The organism is Hydrogenophaga sp. L99 (assembly GCF_058731905.1).
In genome coordinates, this window is record NZ_CM178972.1 from 3,433,409 (window position 1) to 3,455,414 (window position 22,006).

At 63.6% G+C, this 22,006-nt stretch carries 21 protein-coding genes; 11 read left to right on the forward strand and 10 right to left on the reverse strand.

The window, feature by feature from the left end; all coding sequences use genetic code 11:
• Positions 1-80: 80 nt before the first annotated feature.
• The 3 genes from istA to AC4QBL_RS16430 are packed head-to-tail and all read left to right on the forward strand — an operon-like array spanning position 81 to position 2,558.
• Positions 81-1,592 (forward strand): IS21 family transposase, encoded by a 1,512-nt coding sequence (gene istA, locus AC4QBL_RS16420; RefSeq protein ID WP_472906279.1) that lies wholly within the window; start codon positions 81-83, stop codon positions 1,590-1,592.
• Positions 1,579-2,343 (forward strand): IS21-like element helper ATPase IstB, encoded by a 765-nt coding sequence (gene istB, locus AC4QBL_RS16425; protein WP_472906280.1) that lies wholly within the window; start codon positions 1,579-1,581, stop codon positions 2,341-2,343. The genes istA and istB overlap by 14 nt, the downstream gene beginning before the upstream one ends.
• Positions 2,340-2,558 (forward strand): hypothetical protein, encoded by a 219-nt coding sequence (locus AC4QBL_RS16430; RefSeq protein ID WP_472901141.1) that lies wholly within the window; start codon positions 2,340-2,342, stop codon positions 2,556-2,558. Before istB ends, AC4QBL_RS16430 begins: the two co-directional genes overlap by 4 nt.
• A 174-nt stretch (positions 2,559-2,732) precedes the next feature.
• Here AC4QBL_RS16430 and AC4QBL_RS16435 read toward each other — a convergent pair whose 3' ends face one another.
• A complete protein-coding gene (locus tag AC4QBL_RS16435; protein WP_472908079.1) occupies positions 2,733-3,071 on the reverse strand; it encodes a glycosyltransferase family 2 protein in 339 nt (112 codons plus the stop codon).
• A gap of 59 nt (positions 3,072-3,130) precedes the next feature.
• Between AC4QBL_RS16435 and AC4QBL_RS16440 the strand changes: the two genes are divergently transcribed.
• The 8 genes from AC4QBL_RS16440 (at position 3,131) to rfbC (ending at position 9,772) form a co-directional block, all read left to right on the forward strand.
• Positions 3,131-4,036: a glycosyltransferase family 2 protein gene (locus AC4QBL_RS16440; protein WP_472908080.1), complete on the forward strand. Its 906-nt coding sequence runs from the start codon at positions 3,131-3,133 to the stop codon at positions 4,034-4,036.
• Between the two features lie 320 nt (positions 4,037-4,356).
• Positions 4,357-5,526 carry a sulfatase-like hydrolase/transferase gene (locus AC4QBL_RS16445; RefSeq protein WP_472908081.1) on the forward strand — a complete coding sequence of 390 codons (1,170 nt, stop codon included), beginning with the start codon at positions 4,357-4,359 and terminating at the stop codon, positions 5,524-5,526.
• Positions 5,527-5,645: 119 nt separating this feature from the next.
• Positions 5,646-6,713, forward strand: a complete 1,068-nt coding sequence (gene rfbB / locus AC4QBL_RS16450) for a dTDP-glucose 4,6-dehydratase (RefSeq protein WP_472908082.1) — start codon at positions 5,646-5,648, stop codon at positions 6,711-6,713.
• Entirely contained in the window at positions 6,710-7,609 is a 900-nt protein-coding gene (rfbD, locus tag AC4QBL_RS16455; protein WP_472908083.1) for a dTDP-4-dehydrorhamnose reductase, read from the forward strand. The genes rfbB and rfbD overlap by 4 nt, the downstream gene beginning before the upstream one ends.
• Before the next feature lie 135 nt (positions 7,610-7,744).
• Complete coding sequence (locus AC4QBL_RS16460; RefSeq protein WP_472908084.1) at positions 7,745-7,939, forward strand: type II toxin-antitoxin system VapB family antitoxin; 195 nt, start codon at positions 7,745-7,747, stop codon at positions 7,937-7,939.
• Complete coding sequence (locus AC4QBL_RS16465; RefSeq protein WP_472908085.1) at positions 7,936-8,307, forward strand: type II toxin-antitoxin system VapC family toxin; 372 nt, start codon at positions 7,936-7,938, stop codon at positions 8,305-8,307. Before AC4QBL_RS16460 ends, AC4QBL_RS16465 begins: the two co-directional genes overlap by 4 nt.
• Before the next feature lie 32 nt (positions 8,308-8,339).
• Entirely contained in the window at positions 8,340-9,227 is an 888-nt protein-coding gene (rfbA, locus tag AC4QBL_RS16470) for a glucose-1-phosphate thymidylyltransferase RfbA (RefSeq protein WP_472908086.1), read from the forward strand.
• Positions 9,224-9,772 carry a dTDP-4-dehydrorhamnose 3,5-epimerase gene (gene rfbC, locus AC4QBL_RS16475; RefSeq protein WP_472908087.1) on the forward strand — a complete coding sequence of 183 codons (549 nt, stop codon included), beginning with the start codon at positions 9,224-9,226 and terminating at the stop codon, positions 9,770-9,772. Before rfbA ends, rfbC begins: the two co-directional genes overlap by 4 nt.
• 25 nt (positions 9,773-9,797) lie before the next feature.
• On the opposite strand, the gene AC4QBL_RS16480 is transcribed toward rfbC, so the two are convergent.
• The 9 genes from AC4QBL_RS16480 to AC4QBL_RS16520 all read right to left on the reverse strand — a co-directional run bounded on the left by AC4QBL_RS16480 (position 9,798) and on the right by AC4QBL_RS16520 (position 22,006).
• The gene (locus AC4QBL_RS16480) at positions 9,798-11,243 is read right to left on the reverse strand and encodes a mannose-1-phosphate guanylyltransferase/mannose-6-phosphate isomerase (protein ID WP_472908088.1); all 1,446 of its coding nucleotides are present in this window, start codon (positions 11,241-11,243) and stop codon (positions 9,798-9,800) included.
• Positions 11,244-11,641: 398 nt separating this feature from the next.
• Complete coding sequence (locus AC4QBL_RS16485) at positions 11,642-12,949, reverse strand: sensor histidine kinase (protein WP_472908089.1); 1,308 nt, start codon at positions 12,947-12,949, stop codon at positions 11,642-11,644.
• 44 nt (positions 12,950-12,993) lie between these two features.
• A complete protein-coding gene (locus tag AC4QBL_RS16490) occupies positions 12,994-13,722 on the reverse strand; it encodes a response regulator (RefSeq protein WP_472900079.1) in 729 nt (242 codons plus the stop codon).
• A gap of 54 nt (positions 13,723-13,776) precedes the next feature.
• Complete coding sequence (locus AC4QBL_RS16495; protein WP_472900078.1) at positions 13,777-14,535, reverse strand: sulfite exporter TauE/SafE family protein; 759 nt, start codon at positions 14,533-14,535, stop codon at positions 13,777-13,779.
• A gap of 188 nt (positions 14,536-14,723) precedes the next feature.
• Positions 14,724-16,070, reverse strand: a complete 1,347-nt coding sequence (locus AC4QBL_RS16500) for a PAS domain-containing sensor histidine kinase (RefSeq protein WP_472900077.1) — start codon at positions 16,068-16,070, stop codon at positions 14,724-14,726.
• 153 nt (positions 16,071-16,223) lie between these two features.
• Positions 16,224-17,681: a nickel-dependent hydrogenase large subunit gene (locus AC4QBL_RS16505; protein WP_305334659.1), complete on the reverse strand. Its 1,458-nt coding sequence runs from the start codon at positions 17,679-17,681 to the stop codon at positions 16,224-16,226.
• Positions 17,678-18,628 (reverse strand): NADH-quinone oxidoreductase subunit B family protein, encoded by a 951-nt coding sequence (locus AC4QBL_RS16510; RefSeq protein ID WP_492131605.1) that lies wholly within the window; start codon positions 18,626-18,628, stop codon positions 17,678-17,680. The genes AC4QBL_RS16505 and AC4QBL_RS16510 overlap by 4 nt, the downstream gene beginning before the upstream one ends.
• A gap of 175 nt (positions 18,629-18,803) precedes the next feature.
• On the reverse strand, positions 18,804-20,264 hold the full coding sequence (locus AC4QBL_RS16515) for a sigma-54-dependent transcriptional regulator (protein WP_304836613.1): 1,461 nt from the start codon (positions 20,262-20,264) through the stop codon (positions 18,804-18,806).
• Positions 20,261-22,006, reverse strand: coding sequence for an enoyl-CoA hydratase-related protein (locus AC4QBL_RS16520; RefSeq protein WP_472908090.1), 1,746 nt, complete (start codon positions 22,004-22,006; stop codon positions 20,261-20,263). The genes AC4QBL_RS16515 and AC4QBL_RS16520 overlap by 4 nt, the downstream gene beginning before the upstream one ends.

Below are 22,006 nucleotides of genomic sequence, written 5' to 3' on the forward strand. Positions count from 1 at the left end.
CTCGGCTTTTGTGCGTCAGGACTTTCTGCGATGCCGCTTTCGCCATCCATCCCAACCTTCCGTATGGAGTACCGACTCACATGGCCATTTCACCTGAACTCAAGGCGCAGATCCTGCGCTACCACCACGCCGAGCGCTGGCCGGTGGGAACCATCTCGTCCCAGCTGGGCGTGCACCGCGAGACCGTCATGCGCGTGCTCACCCAGGCCGGCGCGGCCCCAATCGTGCCCGCACAACGCACTTCGGGCGTGACCCCCTACCTGCCCTTTATCCAGGAGACCTTGAAGCAGTTCCCCAACCTCACGGCCAGCCGGCTGCACACCATGGCCGCCGAGCGCGGTTACGAGGGGCGCCCCGACCACTTTCGCCACATCGTCGCCCGCCACCGTCCGCGCCCCCCAGCACAGGCCTACTTGCGCCTGCGCACCTTGCCCGGTGAACAGGGGCAATGCGACTGGGGCCACTTCGGCCACATCCAGATCGGGCAAGCCCGCCGACCCTTGATGGCCTTCGTGATGGTCCTTTCCTGGTCCAGACGCATCTTCCTGCGCTTCTTCCTGGGCGCGCACATGGAGAGCTTCCTGCGCGGGCACGTCCAGGCCTTTGAATCCTGGCACAGCGTTCCCAGGGTCGTCTTGTACGACAACCTCAAGAGCGCGGTGCTCGAACGCAAGGGGCAGGCCATCCGCTTCAATCCCACGCTGCTGGCACTCTCGGCGCACTACCGTTTCGAGGCCAGGCCCGTGGCCCCGGCCCGGGGCAATGAGAAGGGGCGCGTGGAGCGGGCCATCCGCTATATCCGCACCGCCTTCTTTGAGGGACGCAGCTTCACCGATATCGACGATCTCAATGCCCAGGCCGATGCCTGGGTGGCTGGTCCTGCCAGCGCTCGGCGCTGCCCCGAGGACTCCCAGCTGTCGGTGCAGCAGGCCTTTGACCAAGAGCGCTCGCACCTGATGGACATCCCGGCCACACCGTTTTGTTGCGATGAGATCCGCGGCGTTACAGCGGCCAAGACACCCTACGTTCGGTTCGATCTGAACGACTATTCCATCCCCCACACCCACGTTCAGCGCAGCCTCACCGTGCACGCCAGCTTGCGTGAGGTGCGTATTCTGGACGGCCAGCAGGCGCTGGCCTCGCACCCGCGTTGCTGGGACAAGGCTCAGCAGATCGAGATCGAGGCCCATGTGCAGGACCTGGTGCAGCACAAGCGAGGCGCGCGAGCGCACCGCGACACGGACCGCCTGGTACACGCGCTTCCTCAGGTGCAGGATTTGCTGACAGAGGCGGCCAAGCGGGGTGAGCCGTTGGGGCGGATCGCCCGTGAGTTGCAGGAGCTCCTGGACGTGCATGGACGCACGCAGATGATGGCCGCCGTCACGGACGCCATGAGCCGCGGTGTGCCGCACCCCCATGCGGTTCGTCTGGCGCTTGAGCGCCAGCGTCAGAGCAAGAGCCAGCAGCAAACCCCGCCCCCGCTGGGCGTGGCCCTGTCTGCGCAGGTGCGCGCGCGCGACATCGCCGTGCGCCCCCACAGCCTGGACGGCTATGACCGCCTCACGCAGGAGGGTGACGATGCCAACAACTGATTCGGCCACACTCAAACTCCGAGCCCAGGCGCTGCAACTACACGGGGTGCTGTCCCACTGGGATACCTGCTGCACAGAGCCCTGGGTGGGCACGTTGCTGGAATGGGAGGAGCACGAGAGAAGTCGCCGCTCCATGGAGCGCCGGCTGCACAGTGCGCGCATCGGGCGCTTCAAACCCCTGGTGGATTACGACTGGAGCTGGCCCGAGCAGATTGACCAGGCCAGCGTGAGCGAGCTGATGACGCTGCAGTTTCTGCACAGTGCCAGCAATGCCATCCTGGTGGGCCCTTCTGGCGTGGGCAAGACAACCATTGCCCAGAACATTGCACATCAGGCGGTGCTGCAAGGGCACACCGTCATGTTCACCACCGCCGGCAAGCTGCTGGGCGAGTTGGCCAGCCTGGACAGCGATTCGGCACTGCGTACAAGACTGCGCCACTACGCCAGACCCGCGCTGCTGGTCATTGATGAGGTCGGGTATCTGTCGTATTCCAGCCGGTATGCCGATCTGCTGTTCGAGTTGATCAGCCGGCGCCACGAGCACAAGAGCACGCTGATCACCACGAACAAGTCCTTTGCCGAGTGGGGCGAAGTGTTCCCCAACGCGGCCTGCGTGGTCGCCCTCGTGGACCGCCTAGTTCACCACGCCGAAATTGTTGGCATCAAGGGCAACTCGTACCGGCACAAGGAGGCGCAAGAACATGCCCGGGCGCGCACGGTAAAGCGCAAGCCTTCAAAGGAGACCGTATGAAACCGTGGCATCCGCCTTCAGGACTGCGCCAAGGGCTGCCATTCGCGGTGGACGACACCTGGACACCGGAACAAGCCATGGCGGTGATGGAGTTGCTCGATGATCTGCGCGATCGCGTCTGGACCCATTACGGAGGGGTCATCCAGGATCTGCTGCGTGCGCAGCGCGTGACCACTGATTCACTGGAAGACTTTGACACGGACTTGCCGTTCTGAGCGCCAACGAGTCTCCCGCGCCAACAACAAGGGCCCCTGACGGGGCCCTTGTTGTTGGCACGCTCAGCACCGAAAACCGCACCCAGAATCGGCCACCAAAAATGAACGCCGGATTACGTCACCAAATTCCGCCACCACTTACCGCCGCCAAATTTACGCGGGTTTAGACCGCCGCTAACACCATGCCGCCGCCAGCGTCTGAACCCGGTGCGGCAGGCTGATGTCGTCCCCTGCGGCCGTCACCAACAGCTGCCCTGCGCTGTCATTGATGGCTGCGTTGTAGTGCGCCCCTATGCCCAGGTTCTGCGGGTTGCGGCGCACCCGCACCTGGTGTGGCCCGCGGTAGGCTGCCGCCATTTCAAGCAACAGCTCGTAGGTGCCATCGGTGGAAGCATCGTCAGACAACACAATTTCCAGCGGCTCGCCAATTTGTGCAAGGCACGACTGCACCGCCGTCTCAACCATGGTTACCTGGTTGTAGGTGAGCACAAGCAAAGAAATGCGGGGGGTCATGGGCTGAAGGTGCTTTTTCAAACTGAAGGACAATTGGACCCGAACTTAGCTCAAGCCCCATGCCCCAGACGGACACGCTTCAACACCTGGACCAGGTCACCATCATTATCGTGACCTACAACAGTGCGCACTGCCTGCAGGCACAGGTGCCCATGTTGTCTGGCGCAGCCCATGTGATGCTGGTGGACAACAACAGCCGCGACGACACCGTGACCACCGCCCGTGCCCTGCTGCCGCAAGCGCAGATCATTGAAAACACGGCCAACCGGGGTTTTGGTGCGGCCAACAACCTGGCGTTGCGGCAAGTTAAAACGCCCTACGCGCTGCTGCTAAACCCAGACTGCAACCTCTCGCCCGAAGCGCTGGGGCGCCTGGTGAACTTTGCCAAATCGAACCCTGAAACGGCCATCGTCGCACCGCAAATTGTGGACCCCAAAGGCCGACCCGACCTGAACTACCGCTGGCCCAACTTTTCGTGGAAGGCCAAAGGCCCAGCTGCCGAGGGCCCTTGCTGTGTGGGCTTCGCCTGCGGGGCCTGCCTGCTGCTCAACATGGCGCAGATGCAACAGGTGGGGTTTTTCGACGAGTCGTTCTTCCTCTATTACGAAGACGACGACCTCTGCACCCGGGCCTTTTTGCAGCAACGCCCCATCGTGGTGGTGCCCGACGCGCTGGCGGTGCACGCCTCGCGCGGCTCTGTCGGCGGGCAGTTTCGCTGGCGCTCGGAATATCTCCGCGGCTTTCACCACGCCCAATCCAAACTGTTGTACTCGCATAGATACCAAGGCCCTCAGGCCGCCAATCGACTACGCTGGCGCGTATTGACCGGTGCCCTGCTGATGATTCCCTTTCGCACTTTGTTTTTCTCCCCCTCATTAATTTCGCGCTTGGCCGGAAGGATCGCTGGACTATGGAAATTCAAAGCAAGAGCGTCCAGCATTCGCGCGACGCGAAGTAATTATTGAATATAAACGAGACATGAATAATGCGCTCAAGAGCAAAAAGCAGCCTTGGTTGGTGGCGGTTTTTTTCATAGCAGTGGCCGTCTTCTGCTACAGAATGCCCCTACTAATAGCTGGAACGTTTGGCGATATATCAGTCGAGCAACTGCTGTTTCATCTAAACACGCGCACCGAAGGAATGCCGTCATTATTTATTAAAGACTCTCTGAGAGAGTTGTTTTTTAAACCCCTCATAGCTGCGTTTTTAGTTTATCTAATTCTAACGAAACTACCATCAAAGCTTCAAACATTTACAAGGATTAGCCTTTTTTTTTGCCGCCTTATTGACGGCAACCGGACTATCTGCAACTGCAGTGACAGTCAATCTCCAAGACAGTCTTAGCAATTCTCAGGACCCTTCGACAAGCAGCGACTGGATATCAGAATGGTATCAAAATCCAGACGTAAAAAAAATCCCGCATACACCTCAATACAACTTGATATGGATCTATGTCGAGTCTCTAGAGCATAGGCATATTCCAGCAGACTCACGGCTGCTGCAGTTAGCGAAACAACACATCGCGCCCAAATTTTTTCAAATATTGCCAGGGACTCAGTGGACGTTAGCTGGGATGGTTGCCAGCCAATGCGGCATTCCCCTTATGCCCGTTGGCATGCTTGGCGGCAATAACTTAGGTCAAATAGATCAGCCGCTTCAGCGAGCCACCTGCATCGGAGACATACTCAAAACTGCTGGCTATCACAATGAATTTATCGGCGGTGCAGATCATGCCTTTGCAGGAAAGGGGCAATTCCTCAAAACACATGGATTCACCAAAATTACGGGCAAAATAGAACTAGAGACAATCTTTTCAGAAGAGAACCCTCCCAAAGGATGGTGGGGATTTTCTGACCACACAGTACTCAAACACGCACGTGAACGTCTAGATGCGCTTCGCAACCAACAGCAACCTTTTTTTCTAAATATTCTAACCCTAGACACCCACGGTCCAAAAGGAGTTCTCACACCGTATTGCCAAATGTTAGGACACTCCTCATCCATTGATGAAATCTACAACTGCTCAATCAAGCAGGTTGAACTTTTTGTAAGCTGGCTTGAGTCTACAGGCCTGAACCAGAACAGCGTCATTGTGATCACTGGCGACCATCCGTTCATGGGCCCGAGCAAAAACAACCTAAGTTTTGAGCGAATGTTGAGCCTAGGCATAAAAACATCCTCCCAAACGATACAAAGTGATATCTTCAGTTTAATCATGACGCCCGAACGCATCAGGCACCATCCCGTGATCATGAATCACTTCGACTATTTCCCTACCATACTCTCAGCCATGCACTTTAGCGTAGGAGAAAGTCGAGCAGCACTAGGCGCAGATATTTTCAAGGCAAACTCAATCAGTACCACCAGTAATTTTAACGAAGTTGGGCGGAAATTGCGATCAAAATCTGATGGCTATCTAAGGCTTTGGGATCAGAAAATTCCTTCAACACCATAGACTAAAGATCGATCTATATCTAAAAATATTCATTCGGATACCAATTAATCTGTGCGCAGATACAGATATCTGTAAATTCGCTCACTAAAACCCAATATACAACTTTAGGCACATTCAAAATGATTCTCGTCACAGGCGGCGCCGGCTTCATAGGCGCCAATTTCGTCCTCGACTGGCTCGCTCAACACAACGAGCCCGTCGTCAACCTCGACAAGCTCACCTACGCGGGCAACCTCGAAACCCTGGCCAGTCTGCAAGGCGATGCGCGCCATGTGTTTGTGCAGGGCGACATTGGCGATGCAGCCCTGGTGGCCCGCCTGCTGGCAGAGCACCGCCCACGTGCGGTGGTCAATTTCGCCGCCGAAAGTCATGTGGACCGTTCCATCCACGGCCCGGAAGACTTCATCCAGACCAACATCGTGGGCACGTTTCACCTGCTGGAAGCGGTGCGCGCTTACTGGGGCGGTTTGGCAGGCGCCGAGCGCGAGGCGTTTCGCTTGCTGCATGTGTCCACCGACGAGGTGTATGGCAGCTTGGGCAAAGATGACCCCGCGTTCACCGAGACCCATCGCTACGAGCCCAACAGCCCGTATTCGGCCAGCAAGGCCGCCAGCGACCACCTGGTGCGCGCCTACCACCACACCTATGGCCTGCCGGTGCTCACCACCAACTGCAGCAACAACTACGGGCCGTTTCACTTTCCTGAAAAGCTCATTCCGCTGATGATCGTGAACGCGCTGGCGGGCAAGGCCCTGCCGGTGTATGGCGACGGTATGCAGGTGCGCGACTGGCTGTATGTGAAGGACCACTGCAGTGCCATTCGCCGCGTGCTCGAAGCTGGCCGTCTGGGCGAGGTGTACAACGTGGGTGGCTGGAACGAGAAGCCCAACATTGAGATCGTCAACACCGTGTGTGCGCTGCTCGACGAACTGCGCACACGAACCGACGGCCAGCCTTACGCCAGCCAGATCAGCTACGTGACCGATCGCCCCGGCCACGATCGGCGCTACGCCATTGACGCCCACAAGCTGGAAGCCGAACTGGGCTGGAAGCCCGCTGAAACGTTTGAGAGCGGCATTCGCAAAACGGTGCAGTGGTACCTGGACCACCCGGACTGGGTGGCCCACGTACAAAGCGGCGCCTACCGCGAATGGGTGGGCAAGCAATACAGCGGAAGTACGGTATGAAGATCCTCCTGCTTGGCAAAAACGGCCAGGTGGGCTGGGAATTGCAGCGCAGCCTCAGCATCCTGGGTGACCTGGTGGCGCTGGACCGCCACAGCTCCGACACCGAAGGCGGCTGCGGCGACTTGACCCAGCTGGAAGCCCTGCGCCAAACCGTGCTGACCCTGCGGCCTGACGTGATCGTCAACGCCGCTGCCCACACCGCCGTGGACAGGGCCGAAAGCGAACCTGAACTGGCCCGCACCCTCAACGCGCTGGCCCCCGGCGTGCTGGCAGAAGCCGCGCACAGCATCGGCGCGCTGTTGGTGCACTATTCAACAGACTACGTATTTGACGGGGCCGGCACCACGCCCTGGACAGAAAATGCGCCCACCGGACCACTGAGCGTGTACGGCCGCACCAAGCTGGACGGCGAGCGCGCCATACAAGCCAGCGGCTGCCGCCACCTGATCTTTCGCACCAGCTGGGTGTATGCCGCGCGCGGCGGCAACTTTGCCAAAACCATGCTGCGCCTGGCCGCTGAGCGCGAGCGCCTGACCGTGATCGACGACCAACACGGTGCCCCCACCGGCGCCGACCTGATTGCCGACGTGACGGCCCACGCCATCCGACAGGTGTTGCAGCGCCCGCAGGACGCCGGCACCTACCACCTGGCCGCTGCAGGCGAAACCACCTGGAACGGCTATGCCCGCTTCGTGCTGGACACAGCACGCGCTATAAAACCCGAGCAACCGATCAAGGTGCAAGAAGTATCGCCAGTGCCCACCACCGCCTTTCCCACGCCAGCAGCCCGCCCGCTCAACTCGCGACTGAACACCACCCACCTGCGCCAGACCTTTGCCCTGGTGCTGCCCGACTGGCGACACGGCGCGCACCGCATGCTGACTGAAATTCTCTGACCCACGCTGAACACCCGTCACGCAGCACGAGAGCATCACGGCAGTCAAACCTGCGCCGGCCATGCGCGCCCATTGACCGAAACACCAATCGACGCACAAAATGATGCTTTTATTGATGCACAAAGGACCGCAACCATGAGAACGACCCTGACACTAGACGATGATTTGCTAGCCCAGGCTCAACAAATCAGTGGTTTGAAGGAACGCAGCCAGCTGTTGCGCGAAGCCTTGCTGGCCTTGGTGCAGCGCGAAAGCGCCAAGCGCCTGGCACAACTGGGCGGCAGTGAGCCTCAGCTCCAAAGCATTCCCCGGCAACCGTCCAACACATGATCTTGGTCGATACATCGGTCTGGATAGACCACCTGCGGCATGGCGAGGCTTTGCTGGCCCGGGCGCTTATGGCGATGGAAGTGGGCATACACCCCTTTGTGGTGGGTGAAATCGCCTGTGGAAATCTGAAGAACCGGCAAGAAGTGTTGCAGCTGCTGCAGGGGCTCCCGCCCATGCAGAAAGCACTGGACTCTGAGGTGATGCACTTCATTGAGCACAAGAGCCTGATGGGGCGCGGTATCGGCTATGTGGACGCACACCTGTGCGCGAGCGCCCGCCTGTCTGGGGCCAGACTCTGGACCCGAGACAAACGCCTGTTGGCCACAGCACAAGCGCTCGACCTGGCCTGGCAAGAACCCGTCCACTGACACTGAGTACAACCTTGACTGGCAATACCCCCATGACCCAACGCAAAGGCATCATCCTCGCTGGCGGCTCCGGCACCCGCCTGCACCCGGCCACGCTCGCCATCAGCAAGCAACTGCTGCCGGTGTACGACAAGCCCATGATTTATTACCCGCTGAGCACGCTCATGCTCGCGGGCATTAGGGACGTGTTGATCATCAGCACGCCGCAAGACACCCCGCGCTTTCAGCAGCTGCTGGGCGACGGTAGCGCCTGGGGCATGAACCTGCAGTACGCGGTGCAACCCAGCCCTGACGGCCTGGCCCAGGCCTTCATCATTGGTGAGCAGTTTGTTGGCAACGCGCCCAGCGCCCTGGTGCTGGGCGACAACATTTACTACGGCCACGACTTCACCACCCTGCTGGCCGACGCCGATGCCCAAAGTGGCGGCGCCACCGTGTTTGCCTACCATGTGCAAGACCCCGAGCGCTACGGCGTGGTGGCCTTTGACGCCGCGGGCAAAGCCAGCAGCATCGAAGAAAAACCGCTGCAGCCCAAGAGCAACTACGCCGTGACCGGCCTGTATTTTTACGACAACCAGGTGATGGATATTGCCAAGGCCGTAAAACCCAGCCCCAGAGGCGAGCTGGAAATAACAGCGGTAAACCAGGCCTACCTGGACTTGGACCAGCTCAACGTGCAGATCATGAAGCGGGGCTATGCCTGGCTGGACACAGGCACGCACGAGAGCCTGCTGGAAGCCAGCCAGTTCATTGCCACGCTGGAACACCGCCAAGGGCTGAAGATTGCCTGCCCGGAAGAAATTGCCTGGCGCCACGGCTGGATTGACAGCGCTGCGCTGGAAGCCCTGGCCCAGCCGCTGCTGAAAAACGGCTACGGCCAGTACTTGAAGCGTATCTTGAGCGAGAAGGTGTTTTCATGAAGGCCACACCGACCGCCATCCCCGACGTGATGGTGATTGAGCCAAAAGTATTTGGCGACGCACGCGGCTTTTTCTTTGAAAGCTTCAACCAGCAAGCCTTCAACGAAGCCACGGGCACCAACTTGAACTTTGTGCAAGACAACCACAGCCGCAGCGCCAAGGGCGTGCTGCGCGGCCTGCATTACCAACTGCAGCAGCCCCAGGACAAGCTGGTGCGGGTGGTGCGCGGCGCGGTGTTTGACGTGGCGGTGGATATACGCAAAAGTTCACCCACGTTTGGGCAATGGGTGGGTGTGGAACTGAGCGAAGACAACCACAAACAACTGTGGGTGCCAGCGGGCTTTGCGCATGGGTTCCTGGTGCTCAGCGAAACGGCGGACTTTTTGTACAAGACGACGGATTACTACGCACCGGCGCATGAGCGGTGCATTGCTTGGGATGACCCGGAAATTGGAATTGCCTGGCCAGACCTTGGTGCTGCGCCGGCTTTGTCTGTCAAGGACAGCAAGGGCACGCGATTGGCCGCCGCCGACCTGTTTGCGTAAAGCCCTTAGCTGGAACAGAGAAAGGTTACCTCCCGTACCGATCCTCAAACCGAACAATATCGTCTTCGCCTAGGTAGCTGCCCGACTGCACTTCAATGATTTCTAGCGGGATGGTGCCGGGGTTGGACAGGCGGTGCACTTCGCCCAGTGGTATGTAGGTGGACTGGTTTTCGGTCAGGACCACCACCTTGTCGCCGCAGGTAATTTCGGCGGTGCCTTTGACGACGATCCAGTGTTCGGCGCGGTGGTAGTGCTTTTGCAGGCTCAAGCTGGCCTTGGGCTTGACCTGGATGCGCTTGACCTTGAAGCGCTCAGACTCGTCAATGCTGTCGTACCAGCCCCAAGGGCGGTGCACTTTGCGGTGCAGGTTGTGTTCTTCGCGGTGCTGGTCTTGCAGCAGGCCCACGATCTGTTTGACGCCCTGGGCGCTGGCGCGGTGCGCCACCAGCACGGCGTCGGGGGTTTCAACCACCACCAGGTCATTCACCCCCAGCACGCTGACCAGGCGGCTGCTGGCGTGTACCAGGTTGTTGCGGCTGTCGACCGCCAACACGTCACCTTTTGTGGCGTTGCCGAGGCCGTCCTTGGGCAACGCGTCCCACACAGCGTCCCAGGCGCCCAGGTCGCTCCAGCCGGCGTTGAGCGGCACTACCTGAATGGGCAGGCCGCTGCCCGGGCAGTGCTCCATCACGGCGTAGTCGATCGAGTCGGCGGGTATGGCGGCGAACTCGGCTTTGCCGGGGCGCACAAACGATGCGTCGGTGCTGCGCGCCGCCCAGGCGGCCTGACTGGCTTGCACCATGTCGGGCCGAAAACGCTCAAGTGCCTGGAGCCACACCGAGGCTTTCACCACAAACATGCCCGCGTTCCACAGGTAGTCGCCCTCTTTCACGTAACGCTGGGCAGTGGCCGCGTCGGGTTTTTCGACAAAGCGCAACACAGGCCATGCCGCATGGGGCTGCCCGCCCTGCACCTGTATGTAGCCGTAGCCGGTCTCGGGCCGGGTGGGCGCCACGCCCAAAATGACGATCTGCCCTTGCGCAGCATGGGCCACGGCAGTGGTCACAGCCGATCTGAACGCCGCTTCGTCGGTGATCACGTGGTCGGCCGGGGTGACCACCAGCACGGGGTCTTGCCCCTGAGCCATCGCGGCCATCGCGGCCAGCGCCAGCGCGGGCGCGGTGTTGCGTCCCATGGGCTCCAACAGCACCGTGGCCGCGTCAGTGCTCACCTCACGCAATTGCTCCAGCACCAAAAAACGGTGGCCTTCATTGCCCACCACCAAAGGCGCCTGCAACACCACACCGGCTGACCGCAGCCCTGCCAAACGCATGGCGGTTTGCTGAAACAGACTGTGGGCACCGTCCAGACACAAAAATTGTTTGGGAAAGCCCGCGCGTGACAGCGGCCACAAACGGGTGCCGGAACCACCCGCAAGAATCACGGGGCAAATGGGGGGCATGGAAGTCATTTGAAACACCTTCTGAGGTCGAGCACGGCTGAGCACCGAGGCCGTTTGTGGCTGCTATGGACCCCACGGGTTGGAGAGTGGGCATAGCCAGTGCACAAGCATGCCACACCGGGTGAAACGCCCAAAAAAAAGCCACCTTGCGGTGGCTTTGTAAAGTCCTTGGAAGGACGTCGTTGGGAGACCAGATTCAAACGTTTTTGATAACGTATCTTGTTTGCCGGATCCGTTTTCTTCGCGGTGTTGTGACAGCAACAGGGTAAATTGTGCGCTGCCGCATAAATTTCGCCAATCCCCTATTTGGGGGAGTTGTTACATATTTTTAGGTAATAAAACCCAAAATTCAGGCCGGGTTGTCGGCACGCGGACAAGCTTGACCGCTGGCTGACAATGGCCCGCTTTCAGAGCGGCAACTCGACCACAAAGCGGGCGCCGCCGCCTTCTCGGGCTTCGCAGCGCACGTGGCCGCCGTGGCGCTCGGCAATGGTTTTGACGAGTGACAGGCCCAGGCCCACGCCACCTTCGCGTTCGCTGGCGCCGGGCAGGCGGTAAAACGGCTCAAAGATGCGTTCGCGCTGGTCGGGCGGCACACCGGGGCCGCGGTCTTCGACGCAGATCACGACCGTGGTTTGGGCCCGACCCGCACCCGGTTTTTTACCGGGTGTATTGCCGGGTTTGCCGGGCGTGTCCAGCAGGGCCATGGTCAGGCGCACGTCGGCAGCAGCGCCTTCGTCAGCCATGCTGGGCGGGGTTTTGGTGCCGTAGCGGCGGGCGTTTTCCAGCAGGTTGCGCAGCAGGCGGCGCAGCAGGCGGGCGTGGCCTTGCAGCAGCACGGGCGAAGCGCCGGGGGCGATGTCGAGATCGGCGCCGGTGCGGGCGCACTCTTCGGCGGCCAGCCCCACCAGGTCCACCTCTTCGGTGGCGCCCAGAGCCGATGGGTCGTTGGCGTCGCGGGCGTCGAGGCGGCTGGCCAGCAAGATTTCGTCAATGAGCTGGTCCAGCTCTTCGATGCTGCGCGCTATTTCCTGGCGCTGCGGAGCGCTGGCGCTGTCGCGGCCCATCAGCTCCAGCCCCATGCGGATGCGGGCCAGGGGCGAGCGCAATTCGTGTGAGGCGTTGGCCAGCAGCGCTTTGTGCGATTGCAGCAGGGTTTGCACGCGCTCGGCGGCAGCGTTGAAGCGGGTGGCCAAAAATGCAATTTCGTCATGGCCTTGCACCGGCAGGCGGGTGGACAGGTCGCCATCGCCCCAGCGTTCCACGCCTTTTTGCAGGGCTTCGAGCCGCTTGGTGAGGCGCCGCACGATGGGGTAGGCGCCCAGCGCCACGGCCAGCGCCACCAGGCCCAGCAGCCATGCAAAACCGGGGGCGGATTGCAACCAGGCCTGGGTGCGGCGCGCGGGCAGCGGGCTGCCGGGCTGGCGGTTGGCGCGGGGCAGCTGCACGTAGAGCGTTTGCCCGTCTTTCATGGTGACCTGAAACTCAAGCCCTTCGCCGGGCACGCGCACGGCGCGGGCGGGCGCCTGGCCCACAATGTCGCCGGCGCTGTTGCGCAGCACAATTTCGCGCCCGGCGCGGCTGGCGTTTTGCTCGCGCTCGTGGTCCAGCGCCACCTGCCAAAGCCAGCCCACCACCAGGGCGAGCACAGCCACAGCGGCCACCACGGCGAGCCAAATGCGCAGGTAGAGCTTTTGGCCGATCAGGGAATCCATCGGGGTTCAGTCATGGCACATGAATGGGTGCAGGCGGGGTGCCATCAGTCTTGCTGTTTGGCAAACACATAGCCCACGCCGCGCACGGTGAGGATGCGCTTGGGGTCTTTGCTGTCGGCCTCGATGGCGTTGCGGATACGGCCGATGTGCACGTCAATGGAGCGGTCAAACGCTTCCAACTCGCGCCCGCGCACGGCCTCCATGATCTGGTCTCGCGTGAGCACGCGCCCGGCGCGCTCGGCCAGGGCCACCAGCAGGTCAAACTGGTACGAGGTGAGTTCACAGGCGGTGGCGCCCACCTGCACGGTGCGGGCATCGCGGTCGATTTCGAGCGAGCCAAACCGCAGCACCGGCGTGCTGCGCGTGGCGTGGTTGGTGCCCGGCTCGCCGCGGCGGCGCAGCACGGCGCGGATGCGCGCCAGCAGCTCGCGCGGCTCAAAGGGTTTGGGTACGTAGTCGTCGGCACCCATTTCCAGGCCAATGATGCGGTCCATCGGGTCGCCCTTGGCGGTGAGCATGATCACCGGCACGCGCGCGGCGTCGCCCGGCAGGGCACGGATGCGGCGGCACACTTCCAGGCCGTCCATGCCGGGCATCATCAGGTCCAGAATGACCAGCTCGGGCAGCATCGACTGCAGGTGTTCCAGACCCTGCTCGCCGTCGGGCGCGTGGGTCACGGCAAAGCCCGACTGGCCCAGGTAGTCAACCACCATCTGGGCCAGACGGGCGTCGTCTTCAATCATCAACAGAGAGGAAGTGGGGGATTGCGCCATAGTGTTTCTACTATAGCCCCCGCAGACCCATGAGCGGGTGAGCGCCCCGGCGGCTTACCGCAGCCAGGCGTCGTAGGTGGTTTTCAAGATCAGCGCGCTCACCACCACGATGAACACCTGGCGCACGAAGCCGCTGCCGTGTTTCAGCGCCAGGCGGGTGCCCAGCAAGCTGCCCGCCACGTTGGCCACCGCCATCACCACCACAAAATGCCACCACACATGGCCTTTCCAGGCGAACAACATGAGCGCCGACAGGTTGGACGCGGTGTTGAGCAGCTTGGCGCTGGCGCTGGCATGCAGGAAGTCGTAGCCCAACCAGCGCACAAACAGAAAAACGAAAAAACTGCCGGTGCCGGGGCCAAAGAAGCCATCGTAAAAGCCAATGGTCACCCCCAGCAGGCTGGCCGCCAGCGCTTCCCGGCGGCCCGTAAAGCGGGGCGCATGGCTGTGGCCCAACTGCTTTTTGGCCAGCGTATAAGCCAGCACACCCAGCAGCACCAGCGGCAAGGCGCGGCGCAAAAAGTCGGGTGAAATCACGGTCACCGTCCAGGCGCCCACCAGCGACCCGGCAAACGCCACGGCGGCCGCCGGCAGCAGCGCGTGCCAGGGCATTTGAACCCGCCGGGCGTATTGCAACGTGGCTGCGGCGGTGCCCCACACCGAAGCCCCTTTGTTGACGCCAAACAGCGTGGCGGGATGGGTGGAGGGAAACACCGCAAACAACGCCGGCACCAAAATGAGCCCGCCGCCACCCACGATGGCATCGACAAAACCGGCAAACAGGGAGGCAAGGGTGACAAGCAGCAGTTCCATGCGGCGATTGTCACGGGAACCGCAGCAGCCGGAGCTTCCGGCTCCGACTGCTGCAACATCCTGCGCAACGGCTGGGTGCGCACCGAACCCAACGCTCACAAAATGAGAACCGCTGTCGGGCTTTTACAAGGCCGATCGGGGGCTATTTAAGCTGATGAGCGGACATCAGCGAACACCTCTCACCCGCGTCAGGCCCCTGCCAGAGGGAGCTCCATCTGGAACTCGGCCCCCCTACCTTCAGCGTTGCATGCGCTCAAGCGTCCGCCGTGCTGCTCCACGATGCCGTAGCTGATCGACAGGCCCAGACCCGTACCCTTACCCACTGGCTTGGTGGTGAAGAAGGGATCGAAGATACGCAGCAGGTGCTCGGGCGGGATGCCGGGTCCGTTGTCGCGCACGCACACGCGGGCCCGGGTGCCATCGCAAACCACAGACACCCAGACGCATGGCGCCACCGCACCAAGGCCTCCCACGGCGTCGAATGCGTTTTGCAACAGATTCATCATCACCTGCTGCAACTGGCCTGCGCTGCCCATGACGATGCAGGGCGTGCCCGCCTGCCAGCGCACATCCATGGGTGAGTGTCGACCTTTTTGCACCCAATGAATGGCGCGTTCAATCACCTCGATCAGGTTCACCGGCGTGCGCTCTTCCGGGTCCATGGCCGAGAAGCGTTTGAGTCCGTGCACGATGTCAGCGGTGCGCTGTGCGCCTTCCAGCGTGCCTTCGATGAGGGACGGCAGGTCGCCCATCAGGTGTTCGATGCGCAGCTTCTGGCGCAGCGCCTGCAGCGCCGGCTCGGGCTCGTGGGCGTGCAGCGCGGCCATGTAGGTCTGCAGGCGGTCGCAGTACTTGCGCAGCGCGTGCACATTGCCCAGCACAAAGCTGATCGGGTTGTTCAGCTCGTGCGCCACGCCGGCCACCAACTGGCCGAGCGAGGCCATTTTTTCCGAATGCAGGAGCTGCTGCTGCGTGCGCTTGAGGGCCTCGTGTGCGGAGCGCATCTCGTGGTACGCGCGCTTGAGTTCGGCCGTGGGCCGACCCACCCACACGGTGCCGACACGCCGCCCGCTGGGGCCAATGCGCGGCGTGCAGTTGGCATCGACTGGCACCGGTTGACCCTCGCGATCGAGCAAGTTGAGCTCAATGCCCTGGCCTGAACGCGGCGTATCGCTGCAGTCCATCGCGGCGCGTGCGGCGTCCACGCTGGCGGCGTCGGCCAGCAAATCGGCCAGGCAGTTGCCGCGCAGCTGTTCCTCGTGGCGCCCGACCAGCTCGCACAAGGCCGCGTTGGCCTGCTCGATCAAACCGCGCTCGTCGCACACCACCAGCACGTCCGACATCGACGTGAGCACACTGAAGATGAACTGCTGCGACTGCTCCAGTTCGGTGTTCTTCTTCTCCAGCTCCACCTCGTCGTCGATCAGTCGGGTGTAGACCTCGTCCATCTTCTGGATCACGTCCAGCCAGGTGGAATCGTCCACACCCTCCATCGGCACGGTGGGCAGCGGGCTCGGGGCGCGGTCTTTGCTCATGATGAAAAGAAGCCCTCGCAACGCGGGACAGCACCTCGTCCAGGGGTGCCGCGAAACCGGCTTCGCCGGGGCGCGGGCGCCGTCCCCCTGCCCAGCGCCGAAGGCGCGCCAGAGCGGGGGGAAGCCGCACAGCGGCGCAGGGGGGTGTCCATATCAGTGCACGGTACAGACCATGCAGGGGTCGAACGAACGCACGATGTGTTGGACGGCGATGGGTGTCTGCTCGCCATCGCGCACCGGCGCATCCACCAGCGCCTGCTCCAGCGCGCCGGGCGTTCCCTGCGCGTCACGCGGCGAAAAATTCCAGCTGGTGGGCGCGACGATCTGGTAGTTCGCGATACGCCCGCGCCGCACCACCAGCCAGTGGCCCAGGCTGCCGCGCGCGGCCTCGCTCAGGCCTACGCCACTGCCCTCGTCCGGCAGTATGGTCGGCACGCAGAAGGCCTCGGTCGGTCGGATCGCCTGCAGCCATTCTTCCATCAGCGGCACCACGCGGGCGAGCTCGATCAGCCGTGCCAGCACGCGCGTGTAGACCGTGCCGCCGTGGCGCACCACCGCGTCCAGCACCAACGGTTGGGCGCTGGCAAGTTGGCGCGCAACAGCGCCGGTTTCAACCACTTCACCACCCAGGCGCGGCGCCTTGTTCCAGGTGTAGGCGCCGGGCTTGTCGGGCTCGGGGCGGGTGATGCCGTGCAGCGGATGCAGCGGCTCGCGCGCGTGGGCCAGCCAGGTGTGGGTGGCGTCTTCGGTGATGCGGTGCGGGTTCAGCACTTCGACCGCGCCGGTCTGCGCGCGCCACACACCACCGGGCAAGGCCCAGCCACCACCCGACTGTGCATAAGCGCCATAACTCAGGTAACGCCCCGGTCCGGGGCCGAGCGTGTCGAGTTGCAGGTCGCGCACGAGGGTGAGGAAAAAGCGCAGGTCGCCGCCCAGCGGGTCCTGCGCGTGCCAGCCCCACAGCGCGGCTTCGTTGGTCAGCGCCGCCACCGCTTCGAGCGGCGCGGCGAACAGCTGGCGCTCCAGGAAACTGCGGAACTCACGCACTTTCGCCAGCAGGCGCACGCGCTCGGCGGCATCAATGGCGCGGGTGGAGCCACCGGGTTCTACCGACTGCGTGTGCGGCCACTTGCCGCCCAGCGTGCCCACCAGCGTGAACCAGCGCTGGCGCGCAGCGGTCGCCGCGCGCACCTGCTCGCCGTGGTCGGGCGCGAAGCGGCGTTGGGCTTCGACGTGCCAAGGCCGGTCGGCGTAAGCCGGGCGGGCGAAGTCCGGCATGAAAAACAGGTAGAAGTGCGTCAGGTGATCGGCCAGGTTTTCGGTCGCCAGGATCAGGTTGGTCGCGTGCTGGCCGTTGGCCGGCATGGTGATGCCGGCCAGGTCGGCCAGCGCACGCGCCGAGGCCACCGACTGAGACACCGAACAAATGCCGCAGATGCGCGGCACATAGACCAGCGCATCGTGCGGCACCTTGCCCTGCAGGATCTGTTCGAAGCCGCGGTACATGGTGGCGTTCACCTGGGCGGAGGTGACGCGGCCGTCGGCGATGTCGAGCTGGACTTCGAGGTCGCCTTCGACGCGGTTGAACGGACCGACGAGCAGGCGACTCATTTCAACCTCGTTTTTCGAACGGCGGGTATCACCACCAGGTGATCCGCCACCGCGTTGTTCTTCACCCGTTTCGGCGTCGCGCTCTTGGACAAGGAAGCCAGCGCGACGAACCAGGCCTTGGGCATGTCGGTCGGCAGGCCGATGGGAATGCCGGCGAGCTTGGGCGTTTCGTGGAACGGGTGACCGGGTTCCTGGAAGCCGGGCTCGGTGCAGGCGATACAGGCGTAGCCGCCGCGTGTGCAGCTGCCCTCGCCGTTCCACAGCCGGGTGTTGCAATCAGCGTGCACCTGCGTGCCTTTGCAGCCCATGTGCTCCATCATGCAGCCGAGGTCCGACGGCTTTTCGGCGCTGGCCTTGAACTCGTAATACTCGTTGCGCGTGCAGCCGTGGTGCACCAGTTGGTCGGCATAGAAACGCGGCCGGTTCAGCGGGTCCAGGTCGTCGGCCGTAAAGCCGTCGGCGGCCAGCGCCATGAGTGTGTCAATCACCCAGCTCGGGTGCGTGGGGCAGCCCGCGATGTTGATCACCGGCAGGCCGCTGCTGGAGCGGAAATCCGCTCCGAGCAGTCCTCCGGTGCGGTCATCTTCGTACTGCAGGCCGCAGGCGTCGGTGGGGTTGTCGCCGCCGGCGGTGATGCCACCCCAGGCCGCGCAGCTGCCGACGGCCAGCACGTGTTTCGCTTTCGCCGCCAGCTCGCGCACCCAGTGGATCATGGGCAGGCCGGTACCGGCCAGCATGTGAAAGCGCCCCGTGCCGTTCGGGCCGCGCAGCAGCGAGCCTTCGACGCACAGCGCGTCGAGCCGGGTGCTGCCGTCCAGCACCGCGTGCAGGAGCGCGATCACCTCTTCGCCACTCGCCATCGACAGCGAGGGGTGCCACAGCAAGTTCACGCCACCATCGCGCAGGTGGCCCCGGAAATCGGGGGTGTCGGCGCACAGCAGCGACATGCTGCAGCCGCCGCAACCGCCCGACTGAAGCCACAAAACGTTGAGACCAGCGCCATGCTTCACAGCGACACCTCCATCCGGCAGACGCCGCGGAACTGGCTTTGCCGTGCCACTGGCGTCACCCCCTTGAGGTGGGATGCGGCTACGCGCAAGGCGCAAGCGACGGAGGTGGACCTCACTTCGGCTCCAATCCGAAGCGCTGTATTTTGGCGCGAAGACCCACGCGGGAGAGGCCCAGTTCCTGGGCCGCTCGGGTCTTGTTCCAGCGGTGGCGCAGCAGGGTTTCGCGCAGCAGCATCGCCTCGATCACGTTCAGCCGCTCGCTCAGCGTGCCGCTTTGGGGGATGGCGGCGGTGAGGTCGTCGGCCGTGCCCGATGCGCGGCCTTGCAGCACCCGGCTGGAGAACGCCGCGGCGTCCAGCCGCGCGCCGTCGTGCAGGGCCAACGCCCGCGCGATTTCATTGCGCAGCTCGCGGATGTTGCCCGGCCAGGGGTAGGCCACCAGGCAGGCCATGGCTTCGTCGGGCAGGATCGCGCCCGGGTGCCCCAACTCGGCGGCCACGTCATGCACCAACTGGTGCGCGATGGGCGGGATGTCGGCCACGCGATCGCGCAGCGGCGGCACGGTGATCGTGATGCCGGCGATGCGGTAGTAGAGGTCTTCGCGGAACAGGCCATCGCGCACGCGCTGCTCCAGCTGGCGGTGGGTGGCAGCGATCAGGCGCACGTCCACCGGCACCGGGCGCGCACCGCCCACGGGCCGCACCTCGCCCTCCTGCAACACGCGCAGCAGCTTGACCTGGAAGGCGGGGGACGTCTCGCCGATCTCGTCGAGAAAAACGGTGCCGCCATCGCCGCGCTGGAACAGGCCCCGATGGTCTTCATACGCGCCCGTGAAAGCGCCGCGCTTGTGGCCAAAGAGCTCGGATTCGAGCAGCGTGTCGGGAATGGCCGCGCAGTTCTCTACCGCAAAGGGGCCGGTGCTCCGCGGCGAGGCGTAGTGGATGGCTCGCGCCAGCAGTTCCTTGCCCGTGCCCGATTCGCCCAGCACGAGCACCGGGATGTCGTAACGCGCGGCGCGCTGTGCCATGTTGCACACCTGGTCCAGCGGGCTGCCGGGCGCACGCACGAGGCGGTCGAAGCCGAAGCTGCTGCGCGCCTGCGCCATCTGGGTGGCGGTGCGCTGGCGCAGCACGCGCGTGTTGGTGCGCAGCTCCAGGTCGAGCCGGCTGGTCTGACGCTGCAGCGCCTGCGCCTCGACCGCGTTGCGCACCGACTCCAGCAGGTGGTCGGGCGACCAGGGTTTCAGGATGTACTGGTAGATGCCGGCCTCGTTGATGCCCGCGATGATGTCTTCGGAATCGGTGTAGCCCGAGATGACGATGCGCACCACGTCGGGCCACTGCTCGCGCACCTCCTTGAGAAAGTTCACGCCGGTCATGCCCGGCATGCGCTGGTCGCACAGGATCACGCTCACCGGCTGGCGCTGCAGCAGGCCGCGCGCCTCGTCGGCGCTGCTGGCAGTGAAGACCGTGAAGTCCTCGTCCAGCGTGCGCCTCAGCGCGTCCTGCGAACGCACCTCGTCGTCCACCACCAGCACGGTGGGCAGGGCTTCGAGAAGGAGGGGTTGCGTCACGGCCGATGCACCGCCAGATGGCGGGGTGTCCAGGCGTGCGGCTGCTTGTGCACGAAGTGGTGGCGTGCCACGTGGTAGCTGGGATCGAAGCCGTAGAAGTTGCGGTGCATGCGCGCCAGTTCCTGTTCGCGGTAAAGGGCCAGCGGACGGTGGGCCTCGTCCTGCTCGCGCCGGGCCTGCTTGGCAGCCAGCTCTCCGCTCTGATTGTAGGAGCTGGCCAGCGCCAGCGCGCGCTCCAGGCCGCGCTCTTCGAAGCCTTGGCGCGGCCCCTCATCGTTGTGGTCGAGCAGGCCGATCTTCAGCGCCTCGGCGGCCAGCAGCGGAAGGCGCTGCGTCATCAGCGCCTTTGCGCCGGCGTCGCCGAGGCGGCGCGGCAGCAGGTAGGTCCAGTACTCGGAACCATACAGGTTGCCCATGTTCTTGTAATGTGGGTTGAGCACCACGCTGCCGTGCGCCCACACCTGGTCGGCCGCCAGCGCGAGAAAGGCGCCACCCGCGCCGGCGTTGCCGCGCAGCACACTGACCGTGAGCCGGTCGGTGGTCTGCAGCACCGCCAGCGCAACGTCGTTCATGGCCTGGATGTTGCGCCACGAGGCATCGGCGGCGCTGTCGCCGGGGCGGTGCGCGGCGGCCTCGATGCTGTTGAGGTCGATGCCGTTGCTGAAAAACCCGTCGCCGCCCAGCAACAGCAGCACTTTCGTGGGCCGCTCGCGCACCTGCAGCAACGCGGCGCGCAGGCGCTCGCAGCGGGCGGTGGACATGGCACCGTTGTAGAAGTCGAAGCTCAGGCAGCCCACGCGCGCGCGCTCCGGGCCGTGCTCGGTGTAGCGCAATTCGCCCCACTCGTCCGCTGCCCGCACCAGTGGCACCGGGCGCTGCGGCAGGCATTCCGCTTCCCTGGCGAACAGCTCGGCCGCCACCTGCTTGAAGCTGCCCAGCGCGGGCGGCGTGCCGGGCGGGTCGGCGCGCCGGGCCTGACCGATCCAGACGCCACCGTCCACCGTGCAGCGCAGCAGCGCGCCTTCGCGCACGGCCAGCATGGCACCGGGTTCGGCGTCGCTGAATTCGGCCATGGCGGCGGCGCTGGCCGGGTGGGCATCGCCCAGGTAACAGGCTTGACCCCACAGCGTGTCGAACACGCCGGGCTGGCCGTCGCCGCTGCGGAGCTTGGCGAGCACGCTGGTGGTGCTTTCGGTGGCCCAGTGGATCGCGCGTTCGCTCTGGCGCAGCAGCGGCTGCCAGCGCACCAGCGGTGCGTCGTCTGGCAACGCCGGGGCTGAGCGCTCGCCACCCGCAAAGCGCTGCACGGCGGCCAACGTGGCCCGCCACGCGGCCTGCGTGACCTCACGGCGGTACAGACTGCCTTTTGTTGCAGGGCGCATGTCAAACGAGGCATGGGCCCAGACCGGGCCGGCGTCGAAATCGCCATTGGCCTGTAGCACCGTCACGCCCCAGTGCGGCTCACCGCGCCAGACCGCCCAGTCCAGCGCAGACGGCCCCTGGTCGCCCGGCGGGCCGGGGTGCACCACCAGGCAGGTCACGCGCTGCCACACCGTTGGCGGGATGCGGCGCTTGAGGAACGGTGCCAGCACCAGGTCGGGCCGGAACAGCGCCACTGCCTCTTCGGTCACGCTGTCGGCAATGTCAAGCTCCACACTCAGGGTGTGGCCGTGCGCGCGCAGCTCGGCGAACAGCCGCTGGCTGAGGCTGTTGAAGCTGTGGCAGAGCAGGAGGATGCGCAA